At 65.3% G+C, this 24,865-nt stretch carries 20 protein-coding genes; 13 read left to right on the forward strand and 7 right to left on the reverse strand.

Annotated elements, in window-relative coordinates; translation table 11 throughout:
* Window positions 1–12 precede the first annotated feature (12 nt).
* Entirely contained in the window at window positions 13–2,784 is a 2,772-nt protein-coding gene (locus R2834_05450) for a serine/threonine-protein kinase (GenBank protein MEZ4699753.1), read from the forward strand.
* Here R2834_05450 and R2834_05455 read toward each other — a convergent pair.
* From R2834_05455 to R2834_05485, 7 genes are all read right to left on the reverse strand, one after another.
* Window positions 2,778–3,596: a GNAT family N-acetyltransferase gene (locus R2834_05455; GenBank protein MEZ4699754.1), complete on the reverse strand. Its 819-nt coding sequence runs from the start codon at window positions 3,594–3,596 to the stop codon at window positions 2,778–2,780. The two genes, R2834_05450 and R2834_05455, sit on opposite strands and share 7 nt — an antisense overlap.
* A 74-nt stretch (window positions 3,597–3,670) precedes the next feature.
* The gene (locus R2834_05460; protein ID MEZ4699755.1) at window positions 3,671–4,537 is read right to left on the reverse strand and encodes a hypothetical protein; all 867 of its coding nucleotides are present in this window, start codon (window positions 4,535–4,537) and stop codon (window positions 3,671–3,673) included.
* 41 nt (window positions 4,538–4,578) lie between these two features.
* Window positions 4,579–6,099: a tannase/feruloyl esterase family alpha/beta hydrolase gene (locus tag R2834_05465; protein MEZ4699756.1), complete on the reverse strand. Its 1,521-nt coding sequence runs from the start codon at window positions 6,097–6,099 to the stop codon at window positions 4,579–4,581.
* Between the two features lie 269 nt (window positions 6,100–6,368).
* Window positions 6,369–7,454 (reverse strand): ribosome small subunit-dependent GTPase A, encoded by a 1,086-nt coding sequence (gene rsgA / locus R2834_05470; protein MEZ4699757.1) that lies wholly within the window; start codon window positions 7,452–7,454, stop codon window positions 6,369–6,371.
* Window positions 7,455–7,486: 32 nt separating this feature from the next.
* A complete protein-coding gene (locus R2834_05475; GenBank protein ID MEZ4699758.1) occupies window positions 7,487–7,963 on the reverse strand; it encodes a type VI secretion system-associated protein TagO in 477 nt (158 codons plus the stop codon).
* A gap of 183 nt (window positions 7,964–8,146) precedes the next feature.
* Window positions 8,147–8,977, reverse strand: a complete 831-nt coding sequence (locus R2834_05480) for a class I SAM-dependent methyltransferase (GenBank protein ID MEZ4699759.1) — start codon at window positions 8,975–8,977, stop codon at window positions 8,147–8,149.
* A 79-nt stretch (window positions 8,978–9,056) separates the two neighbouring features.
* Entirely contained in the window at window positions 9,057–9,404 is a 348-nt protein-coding gene (locus tag R2834_05485) for a hypothetical protein (protein MEZ4699760.1), read from the reverse strand.
* 220 nt (window positions 9,405–9,624) lie between these two features.
* Between R2834_05485 and gyrB the strand changes: the two genes are divergently transcribed.
* The 12 genes from gyrB to mraY all read left to right on the forward strand — a co-directional run bounded on the left by gyrB (window position 9,625) and on the right by mraY (window position 24,833).
* Entirely contained in the window at window positions 9,625–11,577 is a 1,953-nt protein-coding gene (gene gyrB / locus R2834_05490; protein MEZ4699761.1) for a DNA topoisomerase (ATP-hydrolyzing) subunit B, read from the forward strand.
* Between the two features lie 85 nt (window positions 11,578–11,662).
* Window positions 11,663–12,622, forward strand: a complete 960-nt coding sequence (locus R2834_05495; protein ID MEZ4699762.1) for a glycosyltransferase family 2 protein — start codon at window positions 11,663–11,665, stop codon at window positions 12,620–12,622.
* Complete coding sequence (locus R2834_05500) at window positions 12,612–13,787, forward strand: glycosyltransferase (protein ID MEZ4699763.1); 1,176 nt, start codon at window positions 12,612–12,614, stop codon at window positions 13,785–13,787. Before R2834_05495 ends, R2834_05500 begins: the two co-directional genes overlap by 11 nt.
* Window positions 13,788–13,845: 58 nt before the next feature.
* Window positions 13,846–14,667, forward strand: a complete 822-nt coding sequence (locus R2834_05505) for a class I SAM-dependent methyltransferase (GenBank protein MEZ4699764.1) — start codon at window positions 13,846–13,848, stop codon at window positions 14,665–14,667.
* A 200-nt stretch (window positions 14,668–14,867) separates the two neighbouring features.
* Window positions 14,868–16,559, forward strand: coding sequence for a CTP synthase (locus R2834_05510; GenBank protein MEZ4699765.1), 1,692 nt, complete (start codon window positions 14,868–14,870; stop codon window positions 16,557–16,559).
* A gap of 27 nt (window positions 16,560–16,586) precedes the next feature.
* Complete coding sequence (locus R2834_05515) at window positions 16,587–17,480, forward strand: rhodanese-related sulfurtransferase (GenBank protein ID MEZ4699766.1); 894 nt, start codon at window positions 16,587–16,589, stop codon at window positions 17,478–17,480.
* Between the two features lie 385 nt (window positions 17,481–17,865).
* Window positions 17,866–18,318, forward strand: coding sequence for a division/cell wall cluster transcriptional repressor MraZ (gene mraZ, locus R2834_05520; protein MEZ4699767.1), 453 nt, complete (start codon window positions 17,866–17,868; stop codon window positions 18,316–18,318).
* 17 nt (window positions 18,319–18,335) lie between these two features.
* Window positions 18,336–19,307, forward strand: a complete 972-nt coding sequence (gene rsmH / locus R2834_05525) for a 16S rRNA (cytosine(1402)-N(4))-methyltransferase RsmH (protein MEZ4699768.1) — start codon at window positions 18,336–18,338, stop codon at window positions 19,305–19,307.
* A gap of 159 nt (window positions 19,308–19,466) precedes the next feature.
* The gene (locus R2834_05530) at window positions 19,467–19,850 is read left to right on the forward strand and encodes a hypothetical protein (protein ID MEZ4699769.1); all 384 of its coding nucleotides are present in this window, start codon (window positions 19,467–19,469) and stop codon (window positions 19,848–19,850) included.
* 67 nt (window positions 19,851–19,917) lie between these two features.
* Window positions 19,918–21,987: a penicillin-binding transpeptidase domain-containing protein gene (locus tag R2834_05535; GenBank protein MEZ4699770.1), complete on the forward strand. Its 2,070-nt coding sequence runs from the start codon at window positions 19,918–19,920 to the stop codon at window positions 21,985–21,987.
* Between the two features lie 62 nt (window positions 21,988–22,049).
* Entirely contained in the window at window positions 22,050–23,528 is a 1,479-nt protein-coding gene (locus tag R2834_05540; protein ID MEZ4699771.1) for a UDP-N-acetylmuramoyl-L-alanyl-D-glutamate--2,6-diaminopimelate ligase, read from the forward strand.
* Between the two features lie 135 nt (window positions 23,529–23,663).
* The gene (gene mraY / locus R2834_05545; protein MEZ4699772.1) at window positions 23,664–24,833 is read left to right on the forward strand and encodes a phospho-N-acetylmuramoyl-pentapeptide-transferase; all 1,170 of its coding nucleotides are present in this window, start codon (window positions 23,664–23,666) and stop codon (window positions 24,831–24,833) included.
* Window positions 24,834–24,865 lie beyond the last annotated feature (32 nt).

Genomic DNA, 24,865 nt, shown 5'->3' on the forward strand with positions numbered 1-24,865 from the left:
TCCACTCCCGGCATGACGCCCGACCGATGGCAACATATCCAGGCGCTGTTCGAAGAAGCCGCCGGCCTCGAAGCCGGCGCGCGCGACGCCTTCCTGGCGTCCATCACGGACGGCGAGGCCCGGGACGAGGTGGCGTCGCTGCTCCGGCACGCCGAGGGGGAGGGAATGCTCGACGAACTGTCGAACATGCTCGTCGAGCCGCTGCGCTCCACCCTGCAGCGGGATGCCTACGAAGGCCGGCGGATCGGTAACTACCGCGTCCTCCGGAAACTCGGGGAGGGCGGGATGGGCGTCGTCTATCTCGGCGAACGCGCGGACGGGCAGTTCGAACAGCGCGTAGCCCTCAAGCTGGTCCGGTCCGGACTCGGGACGGGGTCGCTCCGCGAACGCTTCCTCAACGAACGGCGCATCCTGGCGCGGCTCGAACATCCGAATATCGCCCGGCTGCTCGACGGCGGGTTCACGGAGGACGGGACGCCGTATTACGCGATGGAATACGTCGAGGGCGAACCGATCGACGCCTATTGCGCGTCGCGGGGCCTTTCGGTCCGCAAGCGCGTCGCCCTCTTCGCGGCCGTAGCCGATGCCGTGCAGCACGCGCACCAGAAGCTGATCGTGCATCGGGATCTCAAGCCATCGAACGTCTATGTGACGGCGGACGGATCGGTGAAGCTGCTCGACTTCGGCATCGCCAAGGCGTTCGATGCCGAGGGCCAGTCGGGCCCGGAAGCGTCAACCCGCTGGCTGGGGCGGGTGATGACTCCGGAATACGCGAGTCCGGAACAGGTGCGCGGCGAGGCCGTCGGCACGGCCACCGATATCTACTCGCTCGGCGTCATCCTGTACGAATTGCTGGCGCGCCGGCGTCCGTACGCCATCCAGGCGCCCGCCTCACCCAGTGAGGTCGAGCGAATCGTGTGCGCCACCGATCCGCCCCGGCCCAGCACGGCCGTGACGAAGGATGGCCCCGCGCGCGCCCAGGACGCCGGGGTCAAGGCCCTCCGGCGCGCGTTGAGTGGCGACCTGGACACCATCGTGATGAAGGCGCTCGAGAAAGAGCCGGAACGCCGGTACGGAACGGCCGGCGCGCTGGCGGCCGACCTCCGGCGTTATCTCAAGGGGAAACCGGTCGAAGCCCGGCCCGCGACCCTGTCGTATCGGGCGGTGAAGTTCGTGCGCCGGCACCGGCTCGGCGTGGCGGCCATGACGCTGTTTTTGTGCTCGGTGATCGCCGGCGGGCTCGGGATGTACTGGCAGTCGCGACGCGTGCTTGCCGAGCGGGACAAGGTGCTTGCCGAGCGGGACAAGACGGAGCAGGTCGTGGCGATGATGCAGCGCATCTTCCGCCTCCCCGACCCTGGTGAGGCGCTGGGCGACACGATCACGGCCCGCCGGCTGCTCGACGAAGGGGTGGAGCGAATCCGGGAAGACCTCCGCGACCAGCCGGAGCTGCAGGCGACGATGCTCGGGGAAGTCGGGCAGGTCTACAGCAACCTGGGGCTGCTCGCCGCCGCCGCGCCGCTGGTGGAGGAGGCCGTCGCCATCGAGCGCCGCCTTCATCCCGAGCCGCATCCCGATCTCGCGCGAAGCCTGTATCAGCTCGCCACCATCCGGGGGGAGGCGTCGGCGTATGCCGAGGCCGATACGCTGCTGCGGGAGGCCCTCGCCATCCGTGAGGCCACGCTGGATCCGGAGGATCTCGACCTGGCCGCCACCCGGTTTCAGTTGGCCGACCTGATGAGCAGTCTGGGCCGGTACGATGCCGCCGAGCCGCTGTTCAGGCTGTCGCTCGACGTCCAGCAGCGGCACCTCGACGCCGCGCACCCGGCGGTGCGCGAGACGATGGATGCCTACGCGACCATGCTGCACCGCAAGGGCGACTTCGCGACGGCGGAGGCGCTCTTCCGGGAGGCGGTAGACTACAGCCGGCGGACGACGGGCGAAAAACATCCGGCCACGCTCGGGTACCTCCAGGATCTGGGCCGCATGGTGCACCGCTTTCAGATGGATTACCCGGCCGCCGAGCGGCTTTATCTGGAAGCGCTCGCCATCGCCCGCTCCCTGTATGGCGACCAGCATGTCGAAACGGCCGTCGCCCTCAACGATCTCGCGCAGCTCAGCCGCGACAGCGGCAACCTCGAAGCGGCGGAACGCTACGGGCGGGAGAGCCTCGCGATCTGGCAGGCGACCGTCGGCGACGAGCACAACGAGACCGCCGTGAGCAAGTTTACGCTGGCGAGCATCCTCGGTCAGGAGAAAAAACACGCCGAGGCGGAGACGCTGCTGGTGGAGGCGCTCGCCACCGAACGCCGGCTCCTGGGCGATACGCACATCCGCGTCGTCAACACCATGCAGCAGCTCGCGTGGGTGTATGTCGACACGCGCCAGTATCCCCGGGCGGAATCGCTCTTCGTTGCGTCCGAGCAGATTTCGCGGTCGCTGTTCGGCGAAACCCACGCCTACATCGTGCGCGCGCTCCAGGGGCGGGCCACCCTGCGCTGCCTCACGGGCAAAGGCGCGGAGGGGGTCGATCTGTATCGCAGGGCACTCGCGATGCGGCTCGCATTGCACGATGCGTCGCACTGGCGCGTGGCCCAGGCGCGCAGCGCGCTGGCCGGCTGCCTGATCGACATCGGGCAGTTCGAGGAGGCCGAACAGTTGCTGCAGGCGAGTCTCCCCGTGCTCGTGGAACGCCTCGGGGAAGCGGATCTCGACACCCGCGCGACGCGCGATCGCATCGAGCGGCTGTACCAGGCGCGCGCGGCATCCACCCGCCGTCAGTAGACCGGCTGCTCGGGTGGCGGCGGCGCCGGCGGCTTGTATTCGGAGACCTCGCCGAACACCTCGAACCCCAGTCTGCTGTAGACGCTCACGCCGTCAGGCTCTGCCTGGAGGATCGCCGTCCTGATGCCGGCGTCGCGGGCGTCGAGCAGCGGCTTCAGCGTCAGCGCCGAGCCGATGCCGCGCCGCCGGTACGCCGCGTCGGTCGACACGTTGTACAGCCCCGCGACGCCGCCGCCGACGGTCAGTTCGGAGGTCGCCACCGGCACGCCGTCGATGTAGCCGATGTACAGCCAGATGGGCGAATCCGGCTCCAGCAGCGCCCTGGCGGCGATGGTGTAGTAGCGGATCACGAACCGGTCGGGGGGATCCCAGTTGGCGGCGTTGATGCGGGCGAAGGCGAACAGGTCCTGCGTGTCGGTGATCCGGCGGATGCTGAGCCCGCCCGGCGCGAGGTCGGCGGATTTCAGGTGCGCCAGGTCGGCGACCATCGCCGGGTCGGTCTGGGCGATTTCGAGGCCGGCTTCCAGCAGCCGCTCGCCCAGCCCCGCCGGCCGGTCGGCCGGGCCCACCCACCAGGAAAACGGACGCTTTGCGCGTTCGTACCACCCGAGGACCTCCGCGATGCGGGTCGAGGCGGCTTCCTCGTCCAGGCGCGTCCGGATGGCGGCGTTGAAGGTGTCGCAGGGGAGCCCGCTGTCGACCAGCGTGACGTCCTCGGCGCGCGCGACGCGCATGCCGGGGGTGCGCTCCTGAGCCCAGGAAAAGTGTACCAGCAGGTTTTCGTCGGCCGCGCTGGCTATGTCGGTTGCCATGGAGAAGGGATAACCTGTACGAGTGAGTGTCGGCGGGCGCGGGATGGGAAGGGCGAGGCGAAGTGGGCAGCGTCTCAGGCTTCCATCATGCGGTGCAGCGCCCGCGAAAAACGCAGCGGAGCGTCCTTGTCCATCCGGAAATACAGAGACGGTTCGATCAACTCCAGTTCCATCAACGCCGCGTCGTTTTCGGATGTTCGGACGAGGTCGATCCGGGCGTAAAGCAGCCGGCTTTCGATGGTGTCGAGGATGCGCCCGGCCTGTGCCACGAGATGGGGCGGGGGGTGGATGGGGACGATGTGTCCGCCATGTTCTTCCTGGACCCGGAAGTCGGCCGGCGCCGGCGTTTTCAGGATGGCGTGGCTGAGCGCGCCATCGAAATAGAAGAGTGAATATTCTCCCTCGTCGACGACGGCCGGCAGGAAGGGCTGGGCGAGGTAGTCGTCGGATGCGAAACGCGCGACGGCGGCCTCGATGGCCGGCCGCGCGCCGCGGCGCAGACGGAAGGTGTCCTTTGCGTTGGCGCTCACGAGGGGTTTGAGGACCAGCTCGTCCGTGTCGAAGTGCTCGAACAACCCGTGGAGCGCCGGTTCGTCCAGCCGGCGACCCCAGCAACTCGGCACGATGGCGACGCCCTGGCCTTCGAGATCGGCCAGATACCGTTTGGAGAGATTCCAGTCGACGATGGGAAGCGGGTTGAGCAGCCGGGTCCCCGACGCCACGATCCGGGCGAGCGCCGCCCGGAAGGCGTCCGGGTGTTCCATGTAGTCCCAGGTGGAACGGATCACGACGGCGTCGTACGTGCCCCAGTCAACATCCGGCGCCCGCCAGGATAGAGTGTCCACCGACCAGCCGGCCGCCGCAAGCGCCGGGATCGCCAGGGCGTCGTCGTTGACGTAGCCGTCCAGGCTGTCCATACTGAGGAAGACGCAACGCGGCATGGAAGTCAGGCGGTGTGGCGATCGCGCATCTGTTCAACCCGTCACTGGCAGACAAAGCTCGCGGCCTCGTCGGTATCGCCCCGGCCGAGGTAAACGGCTTTCTGGGGGTACGGACAGAGCGGCCGGCTCCGCGTGGTTTTCCCGTCGGCGTCGCGCTTTTCTGCCGTCAGGCGTTCCGGCGCCTGGCCGCGCTCGACCCACTCGACGATGGGCGTGTACCAGTCGACGGTGTCGGGACCGCTGCCGCCGCCGCAGTGCGTCACACCGGGCAGCAGGAACATGCGAAAGTAGTCGCGCAGGCCGGCATCCAGCGCCTCCGCCTCCTCGTAGTAGTCGATGGATCGGTACGCGGACAGGGCGGGGTCCGACCAGCCGTGCCAGAGAAGCAGCTTGCCGCGGTCCGCCTCGAAGGCGCTCAGATCCGGATTCGTGGCGTTCAGGAGCGTAGCCACGTGGCGGGTGTCGGCCGGCACGCGGTTGAGGTCGTATCGCGCATAGTCCCAGTCGGGGTCGCCGTAGACGAAGTACTTGAACAGTTCGGTGCCGAAGGCAAACTGCAGGCTCGGAAACCGCTGTTGGGATGCGGCGAACACGGGGTCGAGGACGCCGGTGATCCAGGGCAGCCAGCCACTGACGAGATCGCCCTCGCCGCCGAACGGCTGCCCGGGGTGGACTTCGCCGGCGTCGGTCACGACGGGCGCGTAGACCCGCTCGATGGCCGCACGCTGCAGCGCGGTCAGGCACTCGGGCCCGGGTTGGCCGGCGGCGCAGGCCGGTATGGTGTGCACGTCGAATGGGCAGGCGCGCGGATCCTCCATCACGCCGTCTTTCACCCCGTCCAGCGCATCGCATGCGTCCAGCACCGATCGTTCGAGCAGGATGAGGTTATCGCGGGTGACGACCGGTTCGGCGAGGTGCCCGGGGTCGGGGAAATTGAGCTGGATGTTCTGGACGAACTCGGCGGCGAAACCCGGCCAGTCCAACGCCGGCGCGGCGGCGACGATGCCGTCGAAGTCGGCGGGATACCGTTGCGCCTCCATCAGCGCCTGGCCGCCGCCCCGGGAGCACCCAAAGAAATAGGAATAGGCCGGGGCGTCGCCGTAGCGGGCGTGGATGATGTGCTTGGCCACCTCGGCCGTCCGGTGTATGGCGAGATGGCCGAAGTTGAGCTGGGCCAGCGGGTCGTTCAGCGCCCAGCCGGCTTCGAGCCCGTTGCCCTGATGCCCGGTATCCGTGCCGGCCGACGCGAAGCCGCGGTTCACGGCGGTCCGGGCTGCGTTGGCGATTTCGCCGACGAAGCCGCCGCCGCCGCCCATGAAGAAGCGGCCGTTCCATTCGTCCGGCAGCAATACCTCGAAGCCGATGGTGCCGCCGATGGCGCCGCTCACCTTGCAGTGGGCGACGGTGATATCGGCAGGCGGGGCCGGGGCGGGGACGACGAGGGCGTCGTCGATGCGGACATCCGGGAGCCGGATATCCGCCAGCCGGGCGCACGGGGTCTGGCCGTAGGTGGCGGCGGTGAGGAGCAAGCCGGCGAGGAGGCAACTGTTGCGAGCAAACATGGGAGCCGAGCGAATGGTGATGAGGTGATCCTGCTGTGTGACGTTACGCGCGACGGTAAAAAGATAGCGAAGCGATGGAGGGATGCAAGATGCAGGATGCAGTATGTTTCCCGAAAAACCGTATCGTCGATCGGGGATCCCGCATCCCCGCATCCAGCATCCCCGCATCCAGCATCCCCGCATCCAGCATCCCCGCATCCAGCATCCCCGCATCCAGCATCCCCGCATCCAGCATCCCCGCATCCAGCATCCCCGCATCCCGTTGGCGTCTAGTGTCCCGATCGGCGGTGCTCTTTCCCTTTGATGATGCGCTTGTACAGCTTGCCCTGGTTCTTGTCCTTCCGGCGTTTTTCCACGTAGGTCATTTCATGAAACGCGGACTCACGCTGGAGTTTGAGGTAGTGGGCATACCGATCTTCCTCGATCCGTCCGGCTTCCAGGGCGGCGCGCACGGCGCAGCCGGCTTCCGAGGTATGGCTGCAGTCGCTGAACTTGCAGTCGGCCGCGAGCGAGGCGATTTCATCGAACGCTTCGTCGATGCCGGCTTCCATCCCGATGGTGCCCAGTTCGCGCATGCCCGGCGTGTCGAGCAGCAGCGCGCCGTTGCGCAGGACGATCAGGTGCCGGCGCGTGGTGGTGTGCCGGCCCCGTTTGTCCGCATCCCGCACGGCCCGGGTGTCGAAGCGCGATTCCCCCAGCAGGCGATTCAGCAACGACGTCTTGCCCACCCCCGATGAACCGATGAGGCTGTACGTGCCGGCGGGCTCCAGCCGCGATTCGATGGCTTCGATGCCCTCGCCCGTCGTGTTGCTGAAGGCGATCACCTCCAGGCCGGGCATCGCGCCGTGGATGCGGTCGACGCAGGCCGCGATCTCGGCCGGCGTCGCGAGATCGGCCTTGCTGAGGAGCAGCGTCATGCCGATCCCGGCTTCGTAGATCATCGCGGCGTAGCGTTCGAGCCGGCGCACGTTGAAGTCGCCTTCCAGCGACTGCACCACGAAGGCGTGGTCGATGTTGGCGCCGATCGGCTGGATCTCGACGATTTTGCCGGCGGCCTTCCGTTTCAGCAGCGATTTGCGCGGCACGATCCCGTGGATGATACCGAGCGAGTCGTCGTCGAACAGCTGGAGGTAGACCCAGTCGCCGGCGGTCGGGTAGTCGAGCGGCGACGCGGCAGCGGCCATCATCTTGCCCGTAATTTCGGCGGTGATGTCGGCGGTATCGGTCCGGACGAGGTAGTTGGTTCGGTTGACCGCCAGCACCCGGGCCAGACGTGCTCCGGCGAGGCGTTCGGGATCGATGTGGCCGGCCGGCATCCGGTCGATGCCATACGGCGCATAGGCGGATAGATCCATTGGAAACGAGGCGGGCGCGCCCGATGCCGGCGTTACCAGCGGCAGGCTTCCCGGATAGGTTGAAGCGCGTAGTCGATGCCGTTCAGGTCGAATACGGCCGTGATCGGCGTCCCGTCTTCGAGGGTCGCCTGCGCACGCAGGGAATCGTGCCGGGCGATCCGGTTTAGAAATTCGATGGTGCGTCCCGGCACAAAGGACGCCGTGCCTTCCGAGGAGGTGTTCCAGACCTTCTCGAGCGGCGCCTCGTCGCCAATCTGATAGCCGACGCGCGGGGAGGCGCCCACCCGGTCGTTCCATGCGATGAACGCGTAGGTGCGCTGATTTTCGCAGCGGACGCCCAGGAACCGCTGGGCCTCGCGTGCCTCCAGCGTCGCCGTGATCGACGTGACGCCTTTTTGTGCCTGGACCCCGCGCTGGATGCGCCAGAGGCCGAGGCTGTCCGCCGGCTGGCTGTAGGCCGGCGCCGTCAGCGCGACGAGCAGGGCGAAAAGGATTCCGGTGGCCTTCATAGGAAAAACGGGATGCTGGAGCATCGTAGTGCTAATCGTCTGCCGGAACTCGGTTCCTGGCGGTTCCGGGCGCGATGCACCGGGTAGGAGGAAGGGCGCCGGCATCCTGGCAGACGCCTGCCGGTCATCGCGGTGCTCGCCATACGCCCCTGAATTTCAACGACAGCCCTAAAACCTTAAGCCTCAAACGTTAAGCCCTTCATCCACCCTGCGCACCAGATGGATGTCTTGCCGGAGGTGCTCGACGGGTCGGCCTTCCACGAAGTCGACGCGCTCGAATCCCTCCATCAGCCGATCGTCCACGTAGGACTTCGTCGCGTAGGTAGAGCACAGGTTTTCGCCGGCGGCGGCCGTATAGGTAACGACGAGTTCGTTTCGCTCGAACGCCGCGCGCTCATCCGGGGAGAGTCCGTGGCTGAGGGGCCGGCCGTGCATGGTGAAGAGGAACAGGCCGCCGGGCCGGATGACGCGTCGCATCTCGGCCATCCAGGCATCGATCAGGGATTCGGGCAGGTGGGTGAGCACGGAACGGGCGTAAACGAAGTCGAAGGTGTCGTCCGAGTAGGGGAGCGGCGGCTCGAGCCGGTTGACGGCGAACGAGGCGATCGGGAGGTTTTTCTGGCACCACTGGATGAGGGCCGGGTTGTAGTCCGAGCCGTGCAGGTCGGCTTCCGTGCGGCGATCGAGGTGGCGGATGAGCCGGCCGCATCCGCAGCCGAAATCCAGCACCGACGTGAAGGAGGCAAACGACAGCCCGTGCCGGCCCAGCAGGTCGGCCATGTCGTCGACGATCCGTTTTCCCGAATCGTAAAAGACGGCATTCCAGCGGCAGGCGATGACATCCTTGATGAAGGCGGCCGGCGGCACGGGAAACCCGTCCGGCGCATCCCATGCCCTGTAGCGCAGCTCGCGGTACAGGATGCCCGGAGTCAGGGTTTTCAGGTTGAAGTACAGCTCTTCGGCCGGTTTGAGCCGGCCGTGGCGGTGCAGCCAGGCTTTTACGCGACGTTTCATGGGGTGAACGGGCGGCGCGCGCTGGGCGCGGCGGCGTGTGGCGACGGGTGGGTGTGCGCGCATGATACGCATTGCCGGCTCAGGCGCCAACCTCGTCCCGCTGCGCGATCCGCTCGGTCAGCCCCAGCCGCTCCGCGTCCTCGAAACGCAGCTCCCAGCGCTGATGGGCCGGGTCCCACCGGCCGCCGGAGCGGACGATGCGCAGCCGCAGGTCGCGCTCGTGGAAGGCGAGCTGAACCCAAACCGGCATGTCCCGGATCTCCCGGGGCAGCCAGTACTGCTCGTCGATGATCAGCTCGATGGTTTTGTACCGCTTCTGGATGCCCGGGTCGTACCGGTAGCGGACGTACATGAGTTCGTTGCCGAATTGCGCGTGCAGCTGCTTCGTACCGCGCGCGCCGGGGCGGAGGGTGACGGTTCGTTTCATCAGCGTAGGCGGGCTGGTGGGTTTTTGCCTACTAGACACATTCGCGGGGGCCGGCGTAACGTCTGAAGGGTTCGAGGTTCAAGGTTTAAGGTTTAAGGGATTCGCCCCTTGAACCTTGAACTTCGAACCTTGAACCTCAATCCTCGAACCCCGCGCAGAACCCTCCCGTGCCCTGTGCGTTGCATCCATCGCAACATCCAGGATCCAGGTTACATTGCGTATGAGCGAGGCTTCCAGCACCGACAAAAAAGCGTACGGCGCGTCAAACATCCAGGTCCTTGAAGGGCTCGAGGCCGTTCGCAAACGGCCGGCGATGTACATCGGGGATGTGGGCGTGCGCGGGCTCCACCATCTGGTGTATGAAGTCGTCGACAACTCGATCGACGAGGCGCTGGCCGGCTACTGCGACAATGTGGAGGTCATCATCCACGAGGATGGGTCCGTCTCCGTCGAGGACAACGGGCGCGGCATTCCGGTAGATCTCCATCCCACCGAAGGCGTCTCGGCGCTGGAAGTCGTGATGACCACGCTCCATGCCGGCGGCAAGTTCGACAAGGACACCTACAAGGTCTCCGGCGGTCTGCACGGCGTCGGTGTATCCTGCGTGAACGCGCTTTCGACGACGCTCATCGCCACGATCCGGCGCGACGGCAGCGTGTGGCAGCAGGAGTTCGCGCTGGGCAAGTCCCTGGCGCCCGTGAAGCGGGTCCGGGATATGCGGCCCGACGAGACGAACGGCACGCACGTGCATTTCTGGCCGGACGGCAGCATCTTCACGACACTCGAGTACCGGTTCGACACGCTCGACGAGCGGCTCCGCGAACTGGCCTACCTCAACCGCACCATCCGCATCTCGCTGGAGGACCGGCGGGAAGAGGACGTGGATCTGCGCAAGGAGACCTATCACTTCGAAGGCGGCCTGTCCGAGTTCGTCGCGTATCTCGACGAGTCCCGCACGCCGCTGATGGAGGAGATCGTGTACATTTCGGCCGAAGAGGCGGAAGTGCCGGTCGAACTGGCGATGCGCTACAACACCGGCTATGCGGAAACGGTGTTGTCGTTCGTGAACAACATCAATACGCATGAAGGCGGGACGCACGTCTCCGGCTTCCGGCGCGCCCTGACGCGCACGCTGAAGGTGTACGCCGAGCGCAACAACCTGTTGAAAAACGTCAAGACCGACCTGTCGGGCGACGACTTTCGCGAAGGCCTCACGGCCGTGCTCTCCGTCAAGGTGGCTGAACCTCAGTTCGAAGGGCAGACCAAGACCAAACTCGGCAACTCGGAAGTCCAGAGCGCCGTCGAGGTCCTGATCAACGACAAGCTGGCCCAGTGGCTCGAGGACCATCCGAAAGAGGCGAAGCGCATCGTCGACAAGGTGGTGCTCGCCGCGCAGGCCCGCGCCGCGGCCCGGCGCGCACGCGAGCTGGTGCAGCGCAAAAGCATCTTCGGCGGCGGCGGTCTCCCCGGCAAGCTGGCCGACTGCGCCTCGAAGGATCCCCAGGAATGCGAGATCTATCTCGTCGAGGGGGATTCCGCCGGCGGCTCCGCCAAGCAGGCGCGCGATCGGCATTTCCAGGCGATCCTGCCGCTGCGCGGCAAGATCCTGAACGTGGAGAAGGCCCGCCTCGACCGCGTGCTCGACAACGAGGAAATCCGCAACATCGTCACCGCCTTCGGCACCGGCCTGGCGACGACGGACGAGATCTTCGACCTCGGCAAGGTGCGCTACCACAAGATCATCCTGATGACGGACGCCGACGTGGACGGCGCGCACATCCGCACCCTGCTGCTTACGCTGCTCTATCGCCACATGCGGCCGCTTTTTGAAGCCGGCTTCGTCTACGTGGCCATGCCGCCGCTCTACAAGGTGAAGCGCGGCAAGGACGAACGGTATTGCTGGAACGACGCGGAACTGCAGCAGCTGATCGAGGAGTTCGGCCCCGAAAACCGCAGCAAGGTCGTCATCCAGCGCTACAAGGGTCTGGGCGAAATGAACCCGGAGCAGCTCTGGGACACCACGATGAATCCGGATACCCGGATGCTGCAGCAGGTGACGATCGAGGATGCCGCCGCCGTGGACCGTATCTTCAGCACCCTGATGGGCGACGCCGTAGAACCCCGCCGCAAGTTCATCGAGCGCAACGCCAAATACGCCACCATTGACGTTTAGTCGGTTCAAGGTTCGCGGTTCAAGGTTTCATGCAGTACATGCCTTTGAACATTGAACCTGTCCCCTTGAACGGCGCAGCCATCCCATGCAACCCGACCTCAGTATTGTCGTGCCGGTTTACGAGGAGGAGGAGTCGCTCCCCGAGCTCGCCGAGGCGGTGAGGTCCATGTGCGAGGACGCCGGCTATTCGTTCGAGGTGTGGCTCGTCGACGACGGTTCGAAGGACGATTCCTGGCAGATCATTCGCACGCTGCATGAGGAGGATGCCCGCTTCGCCGGCATCCGGTTCCGCAGGAACTACGGCAAATCGGCCGCGCTCGCCGTTGGTTTTCAGCGCGCGCGGGGGCGGTATGTGGTGACGATGGACGCCGACCTCCAGGATGACCCCGCCGAGGTGCCGGCCATGATCCAGATGCTGCAGGAAGGTAACGACCTGGTCAGCGGCTGGAAGCAGGTGCGCCGCGATCCGCTCAACAAGACGATACCGAGCCGGTTTTTTAACATGATCACCCGCAAGATGTCGGGGCTCGACCTGCACGACTTCAACTGCGGGCTCAAGGCCTACCGGCGCGAGGTGATCAAAAACGTGCGGGTCTACGGCGAGCTGCACCGGTATATCCCGCTGCTTGCCAAGTGGGAAGGTTATACCCGGATCACGGAAAAGCCCGTGCATCACCATGCGCGCAAGTACGGCCGCACCAAATTCGGTCTCGAGCGCTACATCCGGGGGTTTCTCGATCTCATCACGGTGCTCTTCATCACGCGCTTCGCCGCGCGCCCGATGCACTTTTTCGGGACGATAGGCACCATCGCCTTTCTCGGGGGCTTTCTGATCAGCCTCTGGATCTCGGTCGACAAGATCTTCTTCAATCACCCCATCGGCGACCGGCCGCTGCTTCTGCTCGGGGTGATGCTCATCCTGCTCGGCGCGCAGATGTTTACGACCGGTCTGCTGGGCGAGATGTTTATCGCGCCCAGGATGGAGGACACCACCTCCTACCAGGTCGTCGACGCCATGGAGCCGCGCCTGCATCATGTCAGCTGAAGCCGGCGGACCGCCGGGGCCGGCGAAGCGGATCGTACTGATGGGGCCGGCTCACCCCTACCGCGGCGGCATCGCGCATTTCACGGAGAAAATGTACCGGGACCTCTCCGCCGCCGGGCACGACGTGACCGTCGTCACCTTCCGCCGGCAGTACCCGTCGTTTCTCTTTCCCGGCAAAACGCAGTTCGAGGACGTGCCGGACGATCAGGCGCCCTTTGCCTCGGTCCGTCTCATCGACACCCTCAATCCGCTCAGCTGGCGCCGCACGGCGTCGTTCGTGGCGGAGCTGCAGCCCGATCTCGTCATCATGGCGTACTGGATGCCGTTTTTTGCGGCGTCGTTTGCGTCGATCGCGCGTGCGGTGCGGGCTCACCGGATCCCGGTCCTCGCGATCCTCCACAACGTGATCCCGCACGAACGCCATCCGGGCGACAGCTGGCTCAGTCGGCACTTCCTGACGGCCTGCGACGGCCTCGTCGTCCTGTCCGACGCCGTCGAGCAGGACGTGCGCGCGCTGGGCGTCGGGCAGCCGATGGAGCGGATCGACCATCCCGTGTATGACCTGTTCGGGCCGGCGCCCGGCCGCTCCGATGCGCGCCGGCGTCTGGGGCTCGGGGCCGACGACCAAGTGCTGCTGTTTTTCGGGTTCATCCGGAAGTACAAGGGGCTGGATGTCCTGCTGCGGAGCATGCCGGCGGTGGCCGAGCGGCTGCCGGCCGTGCGGCTGGTCGTGGCCGGCGAAAGCTACGATCCCATGACCGAAGCCGTCGATTTTGTCCGGCAGCACCGTCTTGAGGCCCACATTCGATTCGACGTTCGCTATATTCCCGGCGAGGCCGTGCCCGACTATTTTGCGGCGGCGGATGTCGTCGTCCAGCCCTACCGCACGGCGACACAGAGCGGCGTCGCCCAGATCGCCTACCACTTCGAGCGCCCGTTGATCGTCACGGATGTGGGTGGGCTGGCGGAAGTGGTGCCGCACGAACGCGCCGGCTTCGTCGTCCCACCCGGCGACCCCGATGCCCTCGGCGCCGCGATCGTCCGCTTTTTTCAGGAAGACTGGGCCGATCGCCTGACCGCCGGCGTCCGGGAAGAGAAGAAAAAATACGGCTGGGGACGGCTCTACGAGGCGCTCGAACGGCTGTCGGGCGTGTCCCTTCGGTGAGATCCCGGATGGCGGGCGGCCCTCCTCGAACCTTGCACACTAAACCGTTACCCTTTTTTTGGACTACGATCCGATCAAGGATTCCCTGGGCCGCTTTTTCTGTCGCCGGCCGTTCCTTCAGCGCAGCTTTTATGCGCTGCTGGATCTGTTTTTCCTGCGCGCCTGGCATGTCCACCGGACGCTGCGCCGGCTGCTTGCGCCCCGCCGCGGGCAGCCCCTGCGGGTGCTCGACGCCGGCACCGGGTTCGGGCAGTATGCCCATTTTATCGTGCGCACCTTCCCCGAAGCCCACGTGCTGGCGGTGGATGTAAAGCGCGATTACCTCGCCAATCTGCGCCGTTTCATCGATCAAACCCGCTACGCGGATCGCGTGGAGACGGCCTATGAGGATCTGACGGATCTCAAGGCGGAAGGGTCGTTCGATCTGATCTTGTGTGTCGACGTGATGGAGCACATCGAGGAGGACCGCGCCGTGTTTCGGCATTTTGCGCGTGTCCTGGCCCCGGGCGGCTATGTGCTCATCAATACGCCGTCGGATCTGGGTGGGTCGGATGTCGGCGTGGGGGAGGACTCGAGCTTCATCGGCGAGCATGTGCGCGACGGCTACAACATGGACGAGCTAAAGGGCAAGCTGGCCGATGCCGGTCTCACGCCCGTCGAAGGGTTTTATACCTACGGCGCCTTTGGCTCCCTGGCGTGGCGCATGATGATCAAATACCCGATGAAGCTGCTCGGGTTGAGCCGGCTATTCGTCGCCGTGCTGCCCCTCTATTACCTCCCCGTGTTACCGATCGGCGTCGTGCTGCACGCCATCGACGTGCGGCGGTCCAATCCCGCCGGCACCGGCGTGATCGTCGTCGCAACGCAAAGTCCCAGGTAAAGGGGTCAAGGTTCAAAGTTCGAGGTTCCAGGCCCTCCCTCCCTTAAACCTCGAACCTTGAACCTTAAACCAATTTCCCACCCCCTGTCGTTTTTCTTTTCGTCGCTTCGTATGTTGGTCGGGCATCTCTTGTGTGCCCGCCGGCAGCATCGCCCCCGGTCGGCGTCCGGAAATTACTCATCGACAAACGCAGTCCCGCTGTGCACACCAAGTACATCTTTGTAACCGGTGGGGTGACCTCCTCGCTGGGAAAAGGCATTTTTTCGGCTTCGCTGGGCCGGCTTCTCGAAGCGCGCGGCCTGCGCGTGACGATCCAGAAATTCGATCCCTACATCAACGTCGATCCGGGTACGATGAACCCGTACGAACACGGCGAAGTGTACGTCACGGACGACGGGGCGGAGACCGACCTGGATCTGGGCCACTACGAGCGGTTTCTGGGGCGATCCACGAGCCAGGCGAACAACGTGACGACCGGCCGCATCTACCTGGAGGTCATCACGAAAGAGCGCGCCGGCCATTATCTGGGCCGGACGGTGCAGGTGGTGCCGCACATCATCGACGAGATCAAGCACTGGATGCTGAAGCTCGGCGAGACGGGCGACTACGATGTCGTGATCACCGAGATCGGTGGGACCGTGGGGGACATCGAGAGCGAGCCGTATCTGGAAGCGATCCGGCAGCTGCGCTACGAGCTCGGCACCGAAAACACCCTCACCGTGCACCTGACGCTGGTGCCCTACCTCCAGGCGGCCGGCGAGCTGAAAACCAAGCCAACGCAGCACTCGGTCAAGATGCTGCTCTCGCACGGGTTGCAGCCCGACATGCTGGTTTGCCGCGCCGAGCATCCGCTGGATAACGACCTGCGCCGCAAGATCGCGCAGTTCTGCAACGTCGAAACCCGCGCCGTGATCGCCGCGCTGGACGCCGAGTCGATCTATGAAGTGCCGCTCCTCCTCAAGGAGCAGGATGTGGCCGGCATCGTGCTGGAACGGCTGCACGTCGGCACTGACCGCGCTCCCGATACGGCCGACGGCCTGGATGCCTGGAACGATTTCCTGCGCCGGCTCAAGAATCCCGCCGGCACGGTGCGCATCGCCCTCGTGGGCAAATATGTCGAGCACCAGGACGCCTACAAGTCGATCTCGGAAAGCTTTATCCTCGCCGGCGTCGCCAACGGGGTCCAGGTCGAGGTCAAGTACATCCTGTCCGACGACCTGACGGCGAAGAATGTCGGCGAAGCCCTGTCGGATGTGGCCGGCCTGCTCGTCGCGCCGGGTTTCGGCGACCGCGGCATCCAGGGCAAACTCGAAGCCGTGCGGTATGCTCGCGAGAACGACCTGCCGTTTCTCGGGATCTGCCTCGGCATGCAGTGCGCCGTCATCGAGTTCGCGCGCAATGTCTGCGGATGGGAAGACGCCCACTCGACGGAATTCAACAAAGAGACGATGCACCCCGTGATCGACATCATGGAGGAGCAGAAGAAGATCATGAACATGGGGGGGACGATGCGTCTCGGGGCGTACGACTGCGCGCTTTCGGAAGGGTCGCGGGCGCGCGCCATTTACGGCGTCGAGGCGACGCGCGAACGGCACCGGCATCGCTATGAAGTGAACAACGTGCTCCGGTACAAGCTGCTCGAGCGGGGCATGCAGTTCACGGGCATGAATCTGGAGCGCGACCTCGTCGAAATCATCGAGCTGCCGGAGAAGCGGTGGTTCGTGGGCGTGCAGTTCCACCCGGAATACCGGTCGACGGTCGGCCGGCCGCATCCGCTGTTCGCCTCCTTCGTGGAGGCCTGCATCGGCTATGCGCGCGAGAAAGACATGATCGAGTCGCCCCGGCCGCGCCGGCGTGTCAAGAGCAGCAAGCTCGCCGCCGCGAAGGTCTGATCGTTCCGTCCGCCCCTGTCTCCTGCCATGTCGTACGTTGTCGCCGCCCTGTACAAGTTTGTGGAGTTGCCCGAATACCGGTCGATGCGGGGGCCGCTCCTGGCGGCGTGCGAGGATGCCGGCGTGCGGGGCACGCTGCTGCTCGCCCGGGAAGGCGTGAACGGGACGATCGCCGGCACCCGCGCCGGCGTCGACGCGGTGCTGGACCACCTTCGGCAAGACCCCCGGCTCACCGATCTGGCGCCGCGGGAGGCGGCCGCTCCCGCCATTCCCTTCAAACGGCTCAAGGTGCGGCTGAAGCGAGAGCTGATCTCGATCGGGGTGTCGGGCGTCGATCCGCGGCGCGGGGTGGGCGAATATGTCGATCCCGAAGCATGGAATGCGCTCATCTCGGATCCCGAGGTGCGCGTGATCGACACGCGCAACGACTTCGAGATCGAGATCGGCACGTTCGAGCGGGCCGAAGATCCGCGCACGGCGTCCTTCAGCAACTTCCCCGAATACGTGCACGAAAAGCTCGATCCGGAGCGCGACCGCAAGCTCGCGCTGTTCTGTACGGGCGGCATTCGGTGTGAGAAGGCCACGGCGTACCTGCTGCAGCAGGGCTTCAGCGAAGTCTATCATCTCAAAGGCGGCATCCTGCATTACCTCGAGACGGTTCCGGCCGAGCAGAGCCTGTGGAAGGGCGATTGTTATGTCTTCGACGAGCGGGTGTCGGTGCGGCACGGGCTGACGCCGGGGGACTACGACGCGTGCAAGGGATGCGGCCGGCCGGTGTCCGATGCGGATCGGGTGTCGCCGCTGTTCGAGGAGGGCGTGTCCTGCCCGCGTTGCGCCGATGCCTTGACCGAATCCCAGCGCGCGGCTTTCCGGGAGCGGCAGCGGCAGTACGAACGGCAGCGCAAGGCCCGCCGTGCGTGATGCGCCGGGCGGTACCCCGATTTCCCCACATTTCCCCACGTTTTTTCTTCCGGCGCCGCTTTTTTTCTGGAAAAGCCGCGCGATGAGGCGAATATCCCCTTAAGAACACCGCCAAATGGTGACTGTGGGCCTTGTATCCCCACAAATCCCCCTTCCGGCACTTCAAGCGATACATCAGGATAATACATATATATTCATATGTATTTTGGGCATTTCATCGAATCCTGGCGTTACTTTTTTTTGAGACCTAGCCTGTTTTGGTTCAGGAATAACTTGATCTTCACACCAAATTTGGTAGATTGGGGGAATTGTGGGGAAATGTGGGGAACCAGCCCAGGAGATAAAGGTGTTGTGTGGCGCCACTTAAGGTAACACGTGAGCGATCATGCCCGGCTTCAAGGGACAGGCAGCATATTCGGTTGACGCAAAAGGGCGGGTAGCGATACCGGCCAAGATGCGTGCGGCCCTGAGCCCGGAAGCCAAGAACACCTTTACGATCACGCGGGGCTTCGAAAAGTGCGTCTTTCTCTATCCGCTCGACCACTGGTCGAGGATGGAGGGGGAGATGCGCGAGCTCAACATGTACAATCGGGAATCGCGCGACTTTTTGCGCACGATCCTGATGTGGGCGGACGAAGTTGCGCTGGACGGCCAGGGACGTGTGGCGATCGCTCGGCCACTTCTGGAATTCGCCGGCATTTCCGCCGGAGGCAGCGCGCTGATCATCGGTTCGCTGGATCACATCGAAATCTGGGATCCGGCGAACTTTGAGACGTACGCAAAAGAGCATGTGGATGACTACCAGAGCCTGGCAGAACGCGTCATGGGAGCACCTTGACGGAGCCGGACGGGGTCATGCCGGATGCTGAAGATAATGAAGCGCGGTCGCGCTCCGGGGCTGCTCGCAGCTATGCCTCGGCGTACCACGCACCTGTTCTTTGTGATGCTGTTGTGGATGGATTGGTCGTCGACCGGCGAGGCATCTATGTCGATGCGACGCTGGGCGGCGGCGGGCATACCGCGGCGCTGCTGGATGCCCTGGATGAAGCGGGGCTGGTGATAGGCATCGATCAGGATGTCGATGCCCTCGACGCAGTGCGGCGACGCCTGGAGGCGGCGATAGCCGCGGGTCGGCTGAGGCTGATCCGCGGAAATTTCGGCCAGCTGGATGCGCTGCTCGAAGAAGCGGGTATGGCGTCGATCGACGGGTTGTTGCTCGATCTGGGCGTTTCGTCGCACCAGCTCGATACGCCGGATCGGGGTTTCAGCTACCGGGGCGAGGGCGCGCTGGACATGCGGATGGACGATCGGGCTCCTCTGTCGGCCGATGAGATCGTCAATCGCTGGGACGAGCGCGAGCTTCGGCGCGTGCTGAAGGCCTACGGCGAAGAGCCGCGGGCGACGCAGATCGCCCGGCGCATCGTCGCGGCACGGCCGCTGGCGTCGACGCGGGCGCTGGCCGAGGTGGTGCGCGGGTGCGTGCCCGGGCGTGACGAGCAGAAGACGCTGTCGCGGGTGTTTCAGGGCATCCGGATCGCCGTGAACGACGAGCTGGGTGTGCTCGAGCGGGTGCTCGAGGCCGGCATGCGCCGCATGAAGCCCGGCGGGCGCATCGCCGTCATCAGCTATCACTCGCTGGAAGACCGCCGGGTGAAGCGCTACCTGCGCGCCGGCAACTTCGAGGGCGAGGTCGCCCGCGATCTCTATGGAAATCCGGAGGTGCCCTGGCGACTGATCACGCGTCAGGCGATTGCGCCGGACGAAGCGGAAACCGCATCCAATCCACGAGCGCGAAGCGCACGACTGCGCATCGCAGAACGCATCTAATTTTGTAACGCTGTATTGGATTGCCTTTCGGGGCAATCAACACACATGAGCAGCACAAGCACGACACATATCCGGCCAGGTAGCCGGAAACGGCCGGCGCGGACACCGAGACAACAAGCCCCTCCCCAGGTGCGTCCGCGGCAGCACGTTTCGCAGTGGTTGTCCGATACGATAGCCGACCGGGTGGATACCCTCCCGGGGTGGAAGGATCTGTCCGTAGGCAACGAGCGCACCCTGCCGCGCAACGCGCGCGCCGATGCGTTCCTCGCCCAGGTTTCGACGGTTCGTTTCGCGCTGGTCATCCTCGTGATGGGGTTGACGCTGGGGTTGTATGTGCGCCACGTCTATGCCACGCAGGAGACCCTGTCGCGGCTGGAGCAGGCGAAAAAGGAGCACATGCGGCTCAACCTGAAGGTCAACCGCCTGCATGGCGTGCTGGACCAGATGACCGGGCCGCAGAACATTTATGAGCGCGCACGGGCCCTGGGCCTGGAAGAAGACATCATGTACGGACCTGCGATCGTCTGGCGTCAGCCGGATTGAGCAGGTTGTTCATTGAGCAGGATCGAACCGAAGACGCATGGGAGCCAGAGAAAACATACAACTCCGTATGTACCTCGTGCTGGTGCTGATCGGCGTGCTTCCGGTCCTGGTGACCGGTCGGTTGATCTGGATTTATGTAACGGAAAGCGACGAACTGGGCGACGCCGGCACGCGGCAGTCCAGCGCCGTCGTGACCATCCCCGCGCTGCGGGGGGGGATCTATGACCGTAACGGGCGCGCGCTCGTCGTGAACACGGCGAACTATCAGCTCGCGCTCGATCCGACCATCGAGGGGTTCACCTCGGAGGTGGCGGATCTGTTCTTTGACAAGTTGTCCCGCCTGACGGGCCGGCCGGCCGCCGAATACCGGCGTGCGGTGTCGGCCCGTTCGAGCCCCAAATACGTGATGCTCGTGCGGAGCCTGAGCGAAGACCAGAAAGATCAGGTCGAGGCCTGGGACGTCCCGGGCGTGGTGATGACGCCGGCGTACAGCCGGCGGTACAACTACGGGCAGACGGTGGCGCATGTGATCGGGCACGTAGGCAGCGACGGCATGGGCCTCGACGGGGTCGAGCTGCAGTACAACGAGTACCTGCAGGGCATCCCGGGCCGGCGCGTTTTTCAGCGCGACCGCACGGGGCGCATCAAAGCCGACGTCGACGGCGCCGTGGTGGAGCCGCGCAACGGCGAGCAGGTCGTGCTCACGCTGGATCTCGTCCTGCAATCGATTCTGTTCGAGGAGCTGGCCTCCGGCGTCGAGGCGACGCGCGCCTCCTGGGGCACGGCGGTCGCGATGGATCCCTTCACGGGAGCCATCCTGGGCATGGCCAACGTGCCGACCTACGACCCCAACCGGTTCTACCAGTACAGCGGCGGCGCCCGGCGCAACCGCGCCATCACCGACCGGGTGGAGCCGGGTTCGACGTTCAAGCTCGTGACGGCCGTCGCGGCCGTGGAGCAGGATGTCGTGGCGCTGGCCGATTCGATCGAAACCGGTAACGGCTTCGCGGTGGTCGACGGGCGACCGTTGCACGACATCCACGGGTACGGCACGCTGACCTTCGGCGAGGCGATCGCCAAGTCGAGCAACATCGCCATCGCGAAGACGGCGGTTCAGCTCGATCGGGGCGTGTTCTACCAGTATGCCCGCAACATGGGGTTTGGTCAGCGGACGTGGATCGATCTTCCCGGTGAAGTCGATGGGACGCTGAAGAAGCCGTATCAGTGGAGCGGCACGTCGCACTCGTCGATCAGCATCGGTTACGAGGTGGACGTGACGCCGCTGCAGATTTTGTCCTCGTACGCCGCGCTGGCGAATGGCGGTGTGCTGATGAGGCCCTACGTCGTCGCCGAGCGGCGCGACAGCCAGGGGCGTCTGCTCTGGTCCGCCGAGCCGGATTCGATCCGGCGCGCCTTCTCGCGGGAGACGGCGCGGCGGCTGCTGCCGGCATTCGAGGAAGTGGTCGAAACGGGCACGGCCCGTTCGGCGCACATCGAGGGCCTGCGCATCGCCGGCAAGACGGGTACGGCCCGCGTGCTGGTCAATGGCCAGTACGACAACCAGCTGCACCGCGTCTCGTACGTCGGCTTTTTTCCAGCGGACAAGCCCGAGGTGGCCATCCTGTTGATGCTGGCGGAGCCCCGGCAACGCGGCGACAGCGGCGTGATCACCGCGCCCATCTTCCAGCGCATCGCGCGGCGGTGGGTGGGCTCCCGGCCCGACCTGGCCGAACAGCTGGTGGCCGACCTGCACGCGCCGCGGGGCGATGAGCGTTCGGCGCCGCGCGTCGTCGGGTTGCCCGTAGAGATTGCGGCATCGCGGCTCCGTTCGGCCGGTTTCGATGTGCGCGAAGCGGACGATGCCGCGATGTTCCGGATGGTGAGCGAGCAGACGCCGGCGCCGGGTGAACTGGCGTATGCGGGCGCGCGCGCCTCGCTGCGGGCGGTCGTTCCCTCCGACAGCAGCGCGGCGGTGCGGACCATGCCTGACCTCGTCGGGCTGAGTCTGCGTCAGGCCGTGCACTGGCTCGATGCGCTGCAGGTTGATGTACGCATCGAGGGCGACGGGATGGTGGTGAGTCAGTCGCCCGCGGCCGGACAGCCGCTGGTGGCGACGGCCGTCGTCCGCTGCCGATGATGCGCCGGCCGTGCTTGCCGGCCGCCTAGCGCGCCGGCGAAATACGGAAGCGCATCGTGCCTATGAAAACGCTAAAGGAGCTGACTGACCGCCTCGCCCATGCGGGGCTGATCCAGCGCAGGCTGGGACTTGACGAGACCTTGAGTATCGATCATCTGGCAAACGATAGCCGGAAGGTCGGGCCGGGAGGCCTGTTCGTCGCCATACGCGGCGGCCAGACCGACGGGCATATGTTCATTGAAAAGACTGTTTTAAACGGAGCCATTGCCATCGTGTGCGAGGCGATGCCGGAGGAGGCGCGCGAGCGTTTTCCCGGCATCGCCTTCGTGCAGGTGCGCGATGCGCGCGCCGCGCTGGCCGAACTGGCCGCGTGTTTTTATGGCGACCCGACGCGTGAACTGCGTCTGGTGGGCGTGACAGGCACCAACGGCAAAACGACGACCGCTTACCTGATGCACCACCTCTTCGAGACGCTGGGCGTCAAGACAGGCCTCCTCAGCACGATCGAATACCGGATCGGCGCGGAAGTCCTGGAGGCGACGCATACCACGCCCGACGTGCTCGACACCAACCGGCTGTTTCGGCGGATGGTGGACGAAGGGTGCGGGGCATGCAGCATGGAGGTATCCTCCCACGCCCTGGATCAGGAGCGCGTTCGCGCCTTTGTTTTTGCCGCCGCCCTCTTTACGAATCTGACGCGCGATCATCTGGACTATCACGGCTCGATGGACGCCTACCGCGACGCGAAGAAGCGCCTGTTCGATACCCTGTCGCCCGATGCAGCCGCCGTCTACAACGCCGACGACCCGGCCGGCGCCTATATGGTGTCCGGCACCCGGGCCCGGGCGACGTCCTTCGGGCGGACGCAGCAGGCCGACGTCCTCTTTGATATCCTGGGCAGCCGGCTCGACGGATTGCGGCTGCGTCTGGACGGGACGGAACGGCGTTTCCGGCTCGTCGGCGCATTCAACGCCTACAACCTGGCCGGCGCCTATGCGGCCGGCCGCGCGCTCGGATACGGCGCCGCCGAGACGATCGACGCCCTGTGCGAGGCGCGTCCGGTGCCGGGCCGCTTCGAGTACCTGACGGACGGCCGGAATCGCACGGTGATCGTCGATTACGCCCACACGCCCGATGCGCTCGAAAATATCCTGCGCGCCGTGCGCGACGTGATGCCGCCCGATGCGCGCCTCTGGTGCGTCTTCGGTTGCGGCGGCGACCGCGACCGGGACAAGCGCCGCATCATGGGCAGCATCGCCGAAGCCGGCGCCGACCGCGTCATCGTGACCAGCGACAACCCGCGGACGGAAGATCCCGAAGCCATCCTCAACGATATTCGCCGGGGCATGAGCCGGCCGACCGACGCGCTATGGATCGTCGACCGCCGGGAAGCCATCCGCGAATCCGCCGCGCGCAGCGCCGACGGAGACGTGGTGCTGATCGCCGGCAAGGGCCACGAGCCCTACCAGGTGATCGGGAAGGAGAAGTTTCCCTTCGACGATCGCGAGGAGGCGAAAACATGGTTCAACAGTGCAACATGAACAATGTGACTTGAACAGTGCGACATGAACAGTGCACCATGCGGCGCGGCCCCGACGCGTTGCACGGCAACCGGAGATGATGCCCGATGACCCGCACGCGGTGACGTGCAGGGAGCGGCTACCCCAGCGAGTGTTATGCTATACTACCTCCTCGACTATCTCGAAAAACTCTACCAGCCGCCTGGCTTTCAGGCGATCCGGTTTATCAACAACCGGGCGGCGCTGGCGGCGATTACGGCGCTGGTGATCTCGCTGTTCGCCGGCCGCCGCATCATCGCGTGGCTGCGGCGCAAGCAGATCGGCGAGCAGGTGCGCGCCGGCGTCCATGCGGGCGCGGTCGACCATTCGCACAAAGCCGGCACGCCGACGATGGGCGGGGTCATCATCCTCATTTCGATTCTCGGCGCCACGCTGCTCTGGGGGGCCATCGGCCAGGTGTACGTCTGGCTGATCCTGCTCGTGACGGCCTGGATGGGCGCCTTCGGTTTCGCCGACGACTACATCAAGGTCGTCAAGCGCGACAAAAGCGGATTGCCGGCCCGGATCAAGCTGATCGGGCAGATCAGCATCGGGGTCATCCTCGGCAGCGTGCTGTATTTCCATCCCATGTTTCAGGAGATCCGGTCGCAGACCTACCTGCCGTACATCCCCTTCGTGGATGCGGTGCGGTTCGACTACGCCTTCCTGCAGCACTGGCTCGGCGTCGACTTCGACCTCGGCTGGGTCGTCTACATCCCCGTCGCGGTCTTTATCGTGACGGCGGTATCCAACGCCGTCAACCTGACGGATGGCCTGGACGGGCTCGCCGCCGGCGTGACGGCCATCGTCGCGCTCGGGCTCTCCGCCCTGGTGTACAGCGCCGGCCGCGTCGACTTCGCCGAGTTTCTCCACATTATCCATCTCCGCGGCGCGAGCGAACTGGTGGTCTTCGCCGTCGCCATGTCCGCGGCCTGTTTCGGTTTTCTCTGGCACAACGGCTACCCGGCATCGGTCTTCATGGGCGATACGGGTTCGCTGGCTCTGGGCGCCGCCGTTGGCGCCCTCGCTTTGATGATCCGCATCGAACTCCTCCTCCCGCTGCTCTGCGCGATCTATTTCATCGAGACGCTCTCGGTGGTGATCCAGACGAGCTACTTCAAATACACGCGGCGCAGGACGGGGACGGGAAAGCGGGTCTTTAAGATGGCCCCCATCCATCACCACTTCGAGGCGAAAGGCATCCATGAGGCGAAAATTGCGGTTCGCTTCTGGATCGTGACGGCGATCACCGTGATCGCGTCGCTGCTGATCCTGCGTCTCCACTAAGCGCTGTCTGAAAATGCTTCAGACACGGCCTG

It is taken from the genome of Rhodothermales bacterium (genome assembly GCA_041391505.1).
Lineage (GTDB): Bacteria > Bacteroidota > Rhodothermia > Rhodothermales > JAHQVL01 > JAWKNW01.